Source organism: Chroococcidiopsis sp. [FACHB-1243], assembly GCF_014696895.1.
Taxonomy (GTDB): Bacteria; Cyanobacteriota; Cyanobacteriia; order Cyanobacteriales; family Chroococcidiopsidaceae; genus Chroococcidiopsis.
In genome coordinates, this window is record NZ_JACJQX010000029.1 from 1 (window position 1) to 12,181 (window position 12,181).

Annotated in this window: 13 protein-coding genes; 8 read left to right on the forward strand and 5 right to left on the reverse strand. The window is 42.0% G+C overall.

The window, feature by feature from the left end; all coding sequences use genetic code 11:
- From H6G17_RS33160 to H6G17_RS20810, 4 genes are all read left to right on the forward strand, one after another.
- A partial coding sequence (locus H6G17_RS33160) for a hypothetical protein (RefSeq protein WP_206757168.1) occupies positions 1–190 on the forward strand: 190 nt, incomplete at its 5' end.
- A gap of 31 nt (positions 191–221) precedes the next feature.
- Complete coding sequence (nadC, locus tag H6G17_RS20800; protein ID WP_192160439.1) at positions 222–1,088, forward strand: carboxylating nicotinate-nucleotide diphosphorylase; 867 nt, start codon at positions 222–224, stop codon at positions 1,086–1,088.
- Between the two features lie 143 nt (positions 1,089–1,231).
- A complete protein-coding gene (gene argS, locus H6G17_RS20805; RefSeq protein ID WP_192160441.1) occupies positions 1,232–3,001 on the forward strand; it encodes an arginine--tRNA ligase in 1,770 nt (589 codons plus the stop codon).
- 76 nt (positions 3,002–3,077) lie between these two features.
- Positions 3,078–3,467: a hypothetical protein gene (locus H6G17_RS20810; RefSeq protein ID WP_192160443.1), complete on the forward strand. Its 390-nt coding sequence runs from the start codon at positions 3,078–3,080 to the stop codon at positions 3,465–3,467.
- 63 nt (positions 3,468–3,530) lie between these two features.
- Here H6G17_RS20810 and ptsP read toward each other — a convergent pair whose 3' ends face one another.
- Positions 3,531–6,020, reverse strand: coding sequence for a phosphoenolpyruvate--protein phosphotransferase (gene ptsP / locus H6G17_RS20815; RefSeq protein ID WP_192160444.1), 2,490 nt, complete (start codon positions 6,018–6,020; stop codon positions 3,531–3,533).
- Between the two features lie 315 nt (positions 6,021–6,335).
- Here ptsP and H6G17_RS20820 point away from each other — a divergent pair, with 315 nt between their 5' ends.
- Positions 6,336–7,010: a hypothetical protein gene (locus H6G17_RS20820; RefSeq protein WP_192160445.1), complete on the forward strand. Its 675-nt coding sequence runs from the start codon at positions 6,336–6,338 to the stop codon at positions 7,008–7,010.
- Positions 7,011–7,058: 48 nt separating this feature from the next.
- Here H6G17_RS20820 and dhaL read toward each other — a convergent pair whose 3' ends face one another.
- Positions 7,059–7,685, reverse strand: coding sequence for a dihydroxyacetone kinase subunit DhaL (gene dhaL, locus H6G17_RS20825; protein WP_192160446.1), 627 nt, complete (start codon positions 7,683–7,685; stop codon positions 7,059–7,061).
- Positions 7,686–7,771: 86 nt separating this feature from the next.
- The gene (gene dhaK / locus H6G17_RS20830; protein WP_192160447.1) at positions 7,772–8,839 is read right to left on the reverse strand and encodes a dihydroxyacetone kinase subunit DhaK; all 1,068 of its coding nucleotides are present in this window, start codon (positions 8,837–8,839) and stop codon (positions 7,772–7,774) included.
- A gap of 336 nt (positions 8,840–9,175) precedes the next feature.
- Here dhaK and H6G17_RS20835 point away from each other — a divergent pair, with 336 nt between their 5' ends.
- On the forward strand, positions 9,176–9,421 hold the full coding sequence (locus H6G17_RS20835) for a hypothetical protein (protein ID WP_015157499.1): 246 nt from the start codon (positions 9,176–9,178) through the stop codon (positions 9,419–9,421).
- Positions 9,422–9,548: 127 nt separating this feature from the next.
- Complete coding sequence (locus H6G17_RS20840; protein WP_192160449.1) at positions 9,549–9,917, forward strand: response regulator; 369 nt, start codon at positions 9,549–9,551, stop codon at positions 9,915–9,917.
- Between the two features lie 49 nt (positions 9,918–9,966).
- Here H6G17_RS20840 and def read toward each other — a convergent pair whose 3' ends face one another.
- The gene (def, locus tag H6G17_RS20845; RefSeq protein WP_192160451.1) at positions 9,967–10,482 is read right to left on the reverse strand and encodes a peptide deformylase; all 516 of its coding nucleotides are present in this window, start codon (positions 10,480–10,482) and stop codon (positions 9,967–9,969) included.
- A gap of 84 nt (positions 10,483–10,566) precedes the next feature.
- Complete coding sequence (locus H6G17_RS20850) at positions 10,567–11,988, reverse strand: HhoA/HhoB/HtrA family serine endopeptidase (RefSeq protein WP_192160455.1); 1,422 nt, start codon at positions 11,986–11,988, stop codon at positions 10,567–10,569.
- Between the two features lie 10 nt (positions 11,989–11,998).
- Between H6G17_RS20850 and H6G17_RS20855 the strand changes: the two genes are divergently transcribed.
- A complete protein-coding gene (locus H6G17_RS20855; protein ID WP_192160456.1) occupies positions 11,999–12,136 on the forward strand; it encodes a hypothetical protein in 138 nt (45 codons plus the stop codon).
- Positions 12,137–12,181: the final 45 nt, after the last annotated feature.

The window sequence follows — 12,181 nt, forward strand, 5'->3', positions numbered from 1 at the left end:
GCTTGTTGGCGCTTTCAAACTATACTCTTTTCTAGGTTCGGTCGCCCTCTCTAGCGCTCGCCTCTCGGCTTGCCTCTCTTCCGGCGCTTTACTAATCTATCTAATCTCCACCAAAAGTGTCAACCCTTTTGGCAAAAAAATTTTGACTTTTTCTCAAATTCCCTTCCCACACGGGTTTGAGCTAGAGTAATTCTGGAGTCAAGCCAGGAAGTTTATTAGTCGTGAGTAATTTTGCTGTTTTACCGCCTTGGTTAATACTCGATCCTCTGCTGCGTGAGTGGTTATCTGAAGATGTTGGACGAGGCGATCGCACGACTCAAAGCTTGCTATCTCAAAATCCTCGTACTGGACAAGCCAAGTGGGTAGCTAAAGCTCCCGGGGTTATTGCAGGTTTGCCAGTTGCAGCCAGAGTGTTTCAAACTTTAGACGAGCAAGTCAAATTTGTCGCTTGTGCGGTTGAAGGAGAATTGTGTCAGACAGGACAAGTTATTGCTCAGATGAGTGGAGCGTTGGATGCATTGCTGATGGGAGAAAGAGTTGCGCTTAACTTGGCGATGAGGTTGAGCGGTATTGCTAGCCTTACCCGTCAGTATGTGGAGAGAATAGAAGATTTACCGACTCAATTAGTCGATACGCGCAAAACAACTCCAGGACTGAGAGTACTGGAAAAGTATGCAACTCAACTAGGAGGAGCAATTAATCACCGAATGGGATTGGATGATGCAGTGATGATCAAAGATAATCATATTGCAGTGGCTGGTGGAATTGGTAAGGCGATCGCCCAAATCCGCCAGCGCATACCATATCCTCTCACCATAGAGGTTGAAACCGAGTCTTTGGAACAAGTATCAGAAGCCATACAGCATGGCGCAGATATCATTATGCTGGATAATATGTCTCTAGAGATGATGCATCAAGCAGTAGAGACAATCCGACAGCACAATAGCAAAATCAAAATTGAAGCTTCTGGTAACGTTTCTTTGGAAACTATTTGCTCGGTAGCAGAAACAGGCGTAGATTATATTTCTAGTAGTGCGCCGATTACTCAAGCGAAGTGGTTGGATTTGAGTATGAAAATTGAATGTTGAGCTTGGAAGTGTCTGCGGCTAGGTAGAACGACCGAACTGCCTACACCTTACTCACACACTATATATAACTATTTAGAAGTGTCTGCGGCTAGGTAGAATGATCGAATCACCTACGCCTTGCTGACACACTATACATAACTATTATGAAAGAAACTTTAGAACAGCTCAAACCTCGATTCGAGCAAGCTTTGGCTACTGTGTTGGGTGCAGAATATGCTGGAGTCGATCCAATTTTAGTACCTGCTAGCAATCCTAAATTTGGAGATTATCAAGCAAATGTAGCTCTACCGCTAGCGAAACAAGTAGGAAAACCTCCACGGGCGATCGCAGAACAGATTGTATCAAAATTAGATGTAAGCGATATCTGCGAAAATCCTACTGTTGCTGGTCCTGGTTTTATTAATTTGACATTAAAGTCTGTTTATTTAGAGGCACAGCTACAAAAAATTAATCCCGATCCTCGGCTGGGAATTGCACCAGTTAAACATCCTCAGAAAGTTATTGTAGACTATCCCAGCCCAAATATTGCTAAAGAAATGCACGTCGGGCATTTGCGTCCGGCTGTGATTGGAGATTGTATTTCGCGAATTTTAGAATTTATCGGATATGACGTAGTGCGTCTGAGTCATGTAGGCGATTGGGGAACTCCCTTTGGAATGCTGATTGCTTACTTACAAAAGGCATATCCAGAAGCTTTGACAACAGATGAAAATTTGGATTTAGGAGATTTATCTTCATTTTATCGTCAAGCTAAAAAGCAGTTTGATACAGATGAAGAGTTTAAGGAAGCAGCAAGACAAGCTGTAGTGCAACTGCAAGCAGGAGAAGAAAAAACTATCCTGGCTTGGAAAATTGTTTGTCAACTATCTAGTAGAGCATATCGAGTTATTTACGATTTGATGGGAATTGCTTCGTTTATAGAAAGAGGAGAATCTTTCTACAATGCTTTGTTAGCAGAAACAATTGAAGAGTTAGAAGCGAAAGGACTTATAGAAATTGACGCAGGCGCAAAATGCGTTTTTCTAGAAGGTTTTTCAAATAAAGAAGGTAAACCTTTGCCTCTAATCGTGCAAAAATCTGATGGAGGTTATAATTATGCCACAACAGATTTAGCGGCAATTCGCTATCGAGTAAATGTTGATAAAGCACAACGAGTAATTTATCCAGTGGGTGCTGAGCAAACTAATCATTTTGCCCAAATTTTTCAGGTGGGAAAACGAGCGGGTTGGATTACAGATGAGGTGGAGTTTTTTCACGCTCCTTTTGGTTTAGTTTTGGGTGAAGATGGATCGAAATTGAAAACTCGTTCGGGGGAAGCTGTACGCTTAAAAGATTTATTAGATGAAGCGATCGCCCATGCTCGCAAAGATGTAGAATCTCGATTAAAAGAAGAAGGTAGAGAAGAAACAGAAGAGTTTATTAACCACGTCGCTCAGGTTATTGGTATTAGTGCGGTTAAGTACGCTGACTTGAGCCAAAATCGCAATAGCAATTACATCTTTAGTTACGATAAAATGTTAGCTTTGCAAGGGAATACTGCCCCTTATATGCTATATGCTTATGCACGGATTCAAGGCATTAGCCGTAAGGGAGGAATTGATTTCGAGCAGTTGAGTGATAACATTAAGGTTGTATTACAGCATGAAACTGAATTCGTATTGGCAAAGCATTTACTTCAGTTAGATGAGGTTATCTCAACAATTGAAGAAGATTTATTACCAAATCGATTGTGCGAGTATTTGTTTCAATTGAGCCAAAAATTCAATCAATTTTACGATCGCGATCGAGGTGTTCCAGTTTTGAATGCGGAAGAACCTCAGAGAACGTCGCGGTTAGTGCTGTGTAATTTAACGGCTAGAACTCTCAAGTTGGGATTATCTTTATTAGGAATTCCCGTGTTGGAGAGGATGTAAATAGCAGATTCAAATAAGGCGGGTAATGCCCACCCTACTATTTATTTTAGGTTAGTTAGGTGTTGAGGAGAAGATTATGAAGATAACAGTTATTAGTCAAATTGCGATCGCGCTCGTGTCTTTATCTACAGTTTTTACACCAGCTGCGGCTAAAGCTCAACTTATTCCACAGCCTTGGGTTTCAGTGGGAGGAGACGATGGTGATGTGACTTTTTCTGTGGGTGCGAGAATTATTGGTTTAGGGGTTGAATTAGGATTTGGTCCGGGTGATTCAACGGGAGTGGACGTACTCAAGTTTATTAATTTACCTGTTGTCGATCCCTATATTGGGGTGGGATATTATTCGGATGATGAGGATTTCGCCGTGTCTGGTGGGGTTCAAATTGATGCTGCGGACAATCTCTTTATAGGAGTTGGTTATAATTCTGTACGCGGATTTAATGGACAGGTAGGAGTTCAGTTTTAGATCCCCCCTAACCCCCCTTAGAAAGGGGGGAATTAGCAAGTAAGAGTCAAGTTTCGATCCCCCCTAACCCCCCTTAAAAAGGGGGGAATCGGAGATAAAAGATTTAACTTGGGTGGCTGAGTCAAATTGCATTGCAGAATGAGCGATCGCCTCTGCTTCTTGTGTTATTAACTGACTGATTATTTGTTTAATCTGAGGAATAGATTGAGGATTAAGACTTAATTCGTCCAAACCTAAGCCAAGTAATATGGGTACAGCTAAGGGTTCGGCTGCGAGTTCGCCACACAATCCTATCCAAATTCCTGCATGGTGTGCGGCTTGCACAGTTTTTTGAACTGCTTGCAATACAGCAGGATGAAAAGCGTCAGCTAATGGAGCAACTTTCGGATTGGTGCGGTCTGCTGCCATGATATATTGGCTTAAGTCATTCGTACCAATGCTGAAAAAGTTGACTTCAGAGGCAAGTTTATCTGCGATCGCAACCGCAGATGGAATTTCTATCATGATGCCAATTTCAATATTTTTGTCAAAGGGAATACCAGCTTGGGACAACTCTGTTTGTACTTCTACCCAAATTGCTTTAGCTGCTTGTAGTTCTGCTAAAGTTGCAATTGTGGGAAACATAACTTTAATTTGATATCCTGAGCTAGCTCGTAATATTGCTCGTAACTGAGTTTTGAAAAGATCGGGACGATCCAAGCAAAATCGAATACCTCGCCAGCCTAAAAAAGGATTAGTTTCTGTTTGTAATCCCAGATAAGCAAGAGGTTTGTCGCCACCTACATCCAGAGTACGAATAATTAGGGAACGGTTTGCTAAAATTTGGGCGATCGCACGATAAATTTCAAATTGTTCTGCTTCTGTAGGTGAGGAAGTTCTGTCGAGATACAATAATTCGGTGCGTAATAATCCGACTCCCTCTGCACCTTGAGCGATCGCAATTTGAGCATCGGCAATACTACTAATATTAGCAAAGACTTGAATTCGCTTACCGTCACGGGCGATCGCTGGTGCTTGCGCTTTAGCTCGTGCTTGCTGTCTAGCGGTAATTATCGCATCTCTTTTCGCTTCGAGGGTAGCAATTGTTTGAGAATCGGGTTGTATCCAAATATTGCCATTTTCACCATCAATTGCTAACAGCGTACCAGGTTCTAAATTTAAAATCTGTGAGTTGACACCGACAACAGCCGGAATTCCTAACGTGCGTGCCAGAATTGCACTGTGAGAAGTAGCGCTACCTTGTAACGTACAAATTCCTAATACTTTTGTCCGATCTAATTGGACTGTATCAGAAGGAGAAAGATCGCGAGCAACGAGAATACTAGGCTGAGTTAATTCTATATTAGCAGTAGTCATACCAAGGAGCGATCGCAAAACTCTTTGTCCTACATCAGTGACATCCTTAGCCCGTTCTTGGAGATAAACGTCATCAAGATGGCGATAACTATTCGCTATTTCATCAGTAACAGTAGCCCAAGCAAATTCAGCATTTTGATGTTGCTCAAAAATTCGTTTTTGTAAGGGTTCGATAACTGCTGGATCTGCTAAAACTAAAAGATGTGCGTCAAATATTGCTGCTTCATTTTCATGAATATGGCTTCGAGCTTTGATGGTTTGAATTTCTTGTTTAGCAGTTGCGATCGCTGTTTGTAAACGCTGCCATTCAGCCTCTACATCAGCTACACAAAGTTCGTGAACTTTTATTTGATGCAAATGATATTGAAAAATTGGGGCGATCGCAATTCCTGGGGAAGCGGGAATTCCTTGTGGAGAATGAGAGAAAGTATGGAGGTGAGGAGATGAAGTACGATCGGTTTCACCAAAATTATTTTCGACAAGTGTTTGTAATGCAGCTAACGCTGTATCTGCATCTTCACCAACAGAAGCGATCGCAATTTCATGTCCTTGGCGTACTCCTAATGTAGCGACTTGATTAATACTATCTGCTCTCACAAATTCTGTGTTTCTGGTGATATTTCGCACGCGAGTTTGAGCGTGAAATTGAGTGGCTGTAGTGACAAATTGAGCCGCAGGACGAGCGTGTAATCCTTGGGGGTTGTGAATGGTTAGGTGGATTTCTCGCGTTGGGAGATCCCCCCAACCCCCCTTTTTAAGGGGAACAGTAGAATGTTGGTTTTGGGGATTAATACTTAATTGTGCTGCTTTTGCTGTGAGTGCTTGTCGTGCTTCAGAGATAATGCGATTGATGTCATTGCTGGATGTAGCTGCAACAGAGGCAGCGATCGCACCTTCTACTAGAGGCGCTTCGCATAAATGAATTTTATTTTGTTGTGCTTCCGGCAAAAATTCTATTGCCATTTCCGCACTAAGTATGGCGCTACCGAGATCCATAAGTACGAGAACACCATCGTCACTATACACAGAGGCGATCGCTTCGTAGACTTGCATGGCATCTGTACCCAGTGGATTTTCTGGATCGTCAATTCCTGCTGCTACGGCTATGGGTACTCTATCCTGTACCATTTGCCGTGCAAGTTCCTGCACGCCTTCGGCTAGTTTTTTGCTGTGAGAGACAATGACAATGCTAACCATGCGATCGCCTCAAGGGTATTTAAAAGCTTCTACCAACTCAGTTACTCTAACTTAGCGCAATGTTACTCGATGAAAAGTTACAGCTTTAGCTTTTGTATCTAGCTGATAAAAGGAAATATTTCAGTAAGCTAACTAAGTAATTAAGTATACATAGAGGCAATCGCTGCATAACAAAGTTAGCAAGAAGACTACTATCATTCTTATCTTTAGTACGGCAGAGTAGGGGTTGACTTCTATCAGCAGCAGTACTAAAGTACTATAAATTTCGACTCAGCCACTATTAATGCACTTCATCTTCTGGGAGAAAAGTAGCAAATGCCACAAATTAATAAGCACATCAAAAAACATTTTTTACTCGCTAAAACAAATATATTATCTAAAACTGATTCGAGCAAAAAAAATATTTCTGTTATATTTCAATACATTTTTAAATATATATATGGTGGTTTTTCAGCATCATTTCCAGTATACTATTTTGTTTTTGGTATAATTTTTCTTACGCTAGTAATACTAGTATTATTAGATGTATTTACTAGCTTCAACCTAAAACCAGAAGTTGCCGCTTCACTTACCGCAGCATTATTTTCTACATTTATGACACCACTCTTGGTAGGTATGGTAACTTCTTATCAAAACAGGCGAACTGCTGTAAAAACTAGAAATGATAAAGTCGATATTATTCAAGCAGATTTTATTCGTTTTTTGGTTGAAGCTCGATTCAACTTAATCAAATATTCTTCAAAGGAGCAAAGAGTATTAATTTTCTGTAATGAAATGACTGCAAAAATAATTGAATCAGGCTCTTATCAAGCACAACTACAATGGTCTATTCTAAAGCCTGAATTTATAAAAATATGTTTAAATACAAATTCAAAGTTAACTAATAGTCAAATAAAAGATATTCTAAATTTTTTAGAGGCGATAAGAGAGCAGTTAGGTTATAGTGATTCTCGACTTCGCGTTCATATTATTGAAGACTTATTGAATTAAATAGATTCTTTCAATATAAAACATACTTTTACCAGGAGCGCGATCGCCTTAGCTTTCCAATGCTGCTAGCAAACTCTTCAGCATTAAGTAAGTAGAAGTTGCGCCTGGATCTTGGTGTCCAATACTGCGATCGCCTAGATAACTTGCTCTCCCTTTTTTGGCTAGCATGGGAATAGTATCTTTCATGGCTTGTTCTGCTACTATTACAACTTGTTGCATGGCTACTAAAGTGGTTTGATTGTTATCCACAGATTTTTGAAAGTTATCCACAACTGGAGATAAAACATCTATCATTGTCTTGTCACCAAGTTGCGCTTTACCTCGTTGAACTACACCTTCTAAACCTACTTGTAATAACTTGAGTAAATCTTCTGTTGCGAGTTCTTCTTTACCTGTTACGGCTGTACTTGCTTTTAAGAAGAATGTGCCGTAAAGAGGACCACTCGCACCACCTACAGTAGAAATTAAGGTCATGCTGACAGTTTTTAAAATTGTACTAATATCTTTGTCAGTAACACTAGGTAACTGACTTGCGACTTTCTTAAAACCACGATCCATATTGATACCATGATCGGCATCGCCAATCGCTGCATCTAATTCTGTCAAATATTTTTTGTTTTGCTCAATTTCAGTTGCAAAATTCTGCAGCCATTGTATTACTTGACTTTTATTCATATTGATTAGTCATTAGTCATTTGTTTTTGGTTGTTGACGGTCATTCATTGATAACTGATAACTGATGACTGATAACTGATAACTGATTACCAACATAAACTCGCAGTTTTCACGGGTGCGTCCCATAATTGCAGCATCTCATCATCGACTCTGAGTAAGGTAATGGAACAGCCTTGCATTTCTAAAGATGTGATGTAATTGCCAATTAGGTTTCTTACTATTTGCAATCCCTGTTTTTGACAAATTTCGGCTAATTTGCGATACACAATATATAGTTCTGATAAGGGCGTACCACCCATACCGTTAACAAAAGCTAACACGCGATCGCTCGACTTAAACTCAGAATTGACTAACTCTACATCTACCCATTCTTCTTGAGTCTCATCCCATTCTCGGACTATACGACTGTAGGAGCGATCGTTAATTATTGATAAGGCGAGTATTTCTGTAATCTCGTCTACAGATTTCAGCGGCATTCTTTCTCTACCGGGTTCGCCGTGAATGCCAATCCCAATTTCCATTTCGCGATCGCCCAAACTAAAAGTAGGCGATCCTTTCGTGGGTACGGTACAAGATGTTAAAGCCATACCCATACTGCGACCGTTTAGATTCACCCGCCGACAGAGATCTGCCACTTGCGGCAAGTTGTATCCGTCTACCGCAGCCGCACCGCAAATTTTCTCTGCTAGTACTGTCGTGCCTACACCTCGCCTGCCTTGGGTGTAAAGACTATCTTTGACGGCAACATCATCATCTATCAATATATTCAACACCCGTATATCTTCAGCATGGGCTAGTTCGGCTGCCATCTCAAAATTCATTACGTCGCCACTGTAGTTTTTGACAATGTAAAGCACCCCAGCACCACCATCTACCTGTTTTGCCGCTGCTAGCATTTGGTCGGGTGTAGGAGAAGTAAACACTTCTCCAGGACACGCAGCATCTAACATACCCATACCGACAAAGCCAGCGTGCATCGGTTCGTGACCGCTACCTCCACCAGAGATAATTGCTACCTTACCTGTCACGGGTGCGTCGGCGCGGTAGACGAATGTAGGGTCGAAATTCACCTTTAACAAGCTGGAATAAGCTGCTGCCATACCTGCCAAACTCTCCCGCACGAAGCTGTCCGGTTGGTTAATCAACTTCTTCATGGTTCGCTCCTATTCGAGAGGCTATTACAACTCAGGATAAAAGACTTTGGAGCAGTCTTGACATTGACTCAGCTATCCTTACCGCTCAATGTAAATTTGGTTAACATGAGGTTAAGCTATGGTTAAAATATAAGTCATAATATATTTTTCTAGAGTAAGCTCAGTTTGATAACTCAATAGGGAAATATCACCAAAATAAGCAGATGACTGGCGAATACCAAGGTTTATGTATTCATAACTACAGATTGGAAAATGAAAATCTTTCTCATGGATGAAGGTCACTAAAGTTAATTTAAGGATAGGTTAAGATAAATTCTTTCTTATAGGTAGGGTAGTATGGCAAAAGCAGAGCTAAGTAATAAAAATAGTTTTATTTACGCCCAAAGCAGGTATCATGGCAAGTTTACGCCGGAACATCTGGCTTTTAATGCTAACTTACAAGAATTTGCTCAGAAACTTGCTTATATTTCTGCTTTACATACAGGCGGAAAGCTTTCCTCAGAGAAAGCATACGAACAGGTGGCAAGTCTATGGCAAAAGATAGAGCAGAGCAAACGCGCCATGAACATTGGCTCGAAGTAGCGATCGCCCTAAAAATCTTTCTGCTACTAAATATTAAACAAATAAATTTGAACTTTAAGCAATTTAAGGTTATGGATTTACTACCAGTCCTTTTGTTATCTTGCACTCAAATTCAGAAAATGTAAGAATGACGAAGGTTTTGGCGATTGAGGATGATGCACTATTGCGCGATAGTATTGTCAACGTACTCACACTCAGAGGTTTGACAGCGATCGCAGCTGAAAACGGGTACGTCGGATTAAAACTTGCTCAAGAAAATCTTCCTAACTTGGTGCTATGCGATGTGAGAATGCCGGGACTGAGTGGTTACGAAGTCTTAAAATCGCTGCGAGAAGATCCAAACACTGCTGCTATTCCATTTATTTTTTTGACTGCTGAGAATACTCCAGAAGTTATGGCTATGGGAGCAAATTTGGGAGCGAATGGTTATCTATGTAAACCGTTTTCTACAGCTGAGTTGATGACGGCGATCGCGCCTTTTATCAGTGACCAGTGACCAGTGACCAGTTATCAGCGATCGCGCACCACCAGCTACCAACTACCAATTATCCACTCACTAATTTTTGATATTCTTGCTCTGTAATAATGTCGTGATTGGTTTCGAGGCGATCGAGGAAGACGATACCGTCGAGATGGTCGAGTTCGTGTTGAAAGATTCTGGCAACGAAATCGGTTAACTCTCGCTTGTGTAACTTGCCGTAGCGATCGCTATATTCAACTTCGATCGCTCGATCTCGGGGTACGGAACCGCGAATCCCAGGGATACTCAGACAACCTTCCCATCCTTTTACACTCTCACTAGAACAAGCCAAGATTTTAGGATTAATCATCGGTGTTGGCTCCATTTCTGGAGCGTGAGGATAGCGGGGATTGGGACGGGAAGCAACAATAAAAATGCGATCGCTAACTCCAACTTGCGGTGCAGCAATCCCCACACCATTCGCCTGTTTTACTGTAATTAATAAATCGTCTATGAGCTGTTGAATTTGCGGCTCATCAATGTTTTCCACAAACTTAGCTTTACTTCGCAGAATCGGATTACCAAGTTGAATAATTTCCATAGTTGTCAGGGAGCAGCGCGTAGGCAGCAGGAAGTAGTAAAGAATAGTTAGTGGTAGATAACTTATAAATTCCGAATTCCGAATTCATCCTTCTTGTTGTGCGGGTAAATTAGCCAACTTCACAGATAGCTGTGCAGTTTTACCATTGCGTTGAACTTGGACCGAAACCTGGGTTCCTACAGAACTTCGTTCGACTATCTGTTGTACTTGCTCTGTTTTCGATACGGGTTGATTGTTAATTGACTGAATTACATCTCCACTTCTGATCCCCGCTGCAGCTGCGGGAGAGTTAGGCACGACTCTGACTACTAATACGCCACTCTCGGCAGGGATTTGAATTTGTCCTTGCGACTCTACTTCTAGTTGCTGTCTAATTTCTGGTGTTAGCGTCACCATTTGCACTCCCAAATAAGGATGTTGAACGCTGCCTGTAGCAATAAGTTGCTTAGATATGCGCTGGACGGCATTAATTGGAATGGAGAAGCCTAATCCTTGCGCACCTTGAATGATTGCCGTATTCATGCCGATAACTTCACCACGGGAGTTCAGCAGGGGTCCGCCAGAGTTACCTGGATTGATTGCCGCATCGGTTTGAATAAAGCCAATCCGCTTATCAGTTACGCCAATATCACTCGCAGAACGGTCTGTTGCACTGACAATTCCTGCTGTCACCGTATTATCTAAACCGAGGGGATTGCCGATCGCGATTACCCATTCTCCTGGTTGTAGTTCGTCAGAATTGCCAATTTCTACTACGGGTAAATTATTTGACTGAACTTGAATTACGGCGATATCAGTGACCGGATCTTCGCCTAAAACTTTTCCTTCTAGGGTACGACCGTCTTTAAGCGTGACGCTGACGCGATCGGCTCCATTGACCACATGGGCATTAGTCAAGATTTGACCGTTAGCACTAATAATAAATCCAGAACCAGTTCCGCGCACAATCCGTTCTCGCGGTTGAGCCTCTGGTACGCCGAAAAAGCGGCGAAATAAGGGATCTTCAAATGCTTCGGGTAGCTGCCGTTTCACTGTTCTAGAAGCATTGATTCTCACCACAGCCGGACCAACTTTCTGAACGGCGGCGACGACAAAATTAGGGTCGCTGACACTAGGTAAAGCAGCGAGAGGAGTCCCTGTTGGCGCAGGAACGACAGGGGATGGAGCTATGGGAGTTTGTTGAGCTTGGGATTGACGGAAAGGCTCTGTAATAGTGGTACAGCTACTTAACGAAACGCATAAAACACCAGAGATCAGCGTCAATGCCTTCCTACCAGCAGTTCCAGGCAATCGCCACCGATCGCCCCCTACTTTGTCTGATAAACTCTTCCTTACGAGTCCTACAAGGTTAGTTTTAACCAGATTGCCTGTGTTGCCAAAGAAATACCCGCCAAACCCATTCCGATTACTGCCTGGGGTTTTTTCAGTGCCATCAAGCTGCAAACGCCTTGGTTTTCTCTCTTGTGGCTCAGGTCGTGACTCAATATTGCGTTGCCTGCTGCTCATCTGTTTTGCTGTGGGTGAAAGTCGATCGGTAGCTAGTTCGATTTTGCCTCAATTGAGCGGAGTTTTGCCGCTGAGTGCAGGTAAAGAGTTTTGCAAAGGAGTTATACGATCGATGTTTTTGTCGATCGCGATCGCTGCGATCGAATAAGAGTTTGGTAGATTAGTTAACCTATCCCTATTTTGACAGCTAACA

Coding starts and splice junctions, on each gene's coding strand:
- H6G17_RS20835 (WP_015157499.1), top strand. CDS start 9,176: ATGGCAAAAGCAGAGCTAAGTAATAAAAATAGTTTTATTTACGCCCAA.
- dhaK (WP_192160447.1), bottom strand. CDS start 8,839: ATGAAGAAGTTGATTAACCAACCGGACAGCTTCGTGCGGGAGAGTTTG.
- H6G17_RS20850 (WP_192160455.1), bottom strand. CDS start 11,988: ATGAGCAGCAGGCAACGCAATATTGAGTCACGACCTGAGCCACAAGAG.
- dhaL (WP_192160446.1), bottom strand. CDS start 7,685: ATGAATAAAAGTCAAGTAATACAATGGCTGCAGAATTTTGCAACTGAA.
- def (WP_192160451.1), bottom strand. CDS start 10,482: ATGGAAATTATTCAACTTGGTAATCCGATTCTGCGAAGTAAAGCTAAG.
- argS (WP_192160441.1), top strand. CDS start 1,232: ATGAAAGAAACTTTAGAACAGCTCAAACCTCGATTCGAGCAAGCTTTG.
- H6G17_RS20810 (WP_192160443.1), top strand. CDS start 3,078: ATGAAGATAACAGTTATTAGTCAAATTGCGATCGCGCTCGTGTCTTTA.
- H6G17_RS20820 (WP_192160445.1), top strand. CDS start 6,336: ATGCCACAAATTAATAAGCACATCAAAAAACATTTTTTACTCGCTAAA.
- ptsP (WP_192160444.1), bottom strand. CDS start 6,020: ATGGTTAGCATTGTCATTGTCTCTCACAGCAAAAAACTAGCCGAAGGC.
- H6G17_RS20840 (WP_192160449.1), top strand. CDS start 9,549: ATGACGAAGGTTTTGGCGATTGAGGATGATGCACTATTGCGCGATAGT.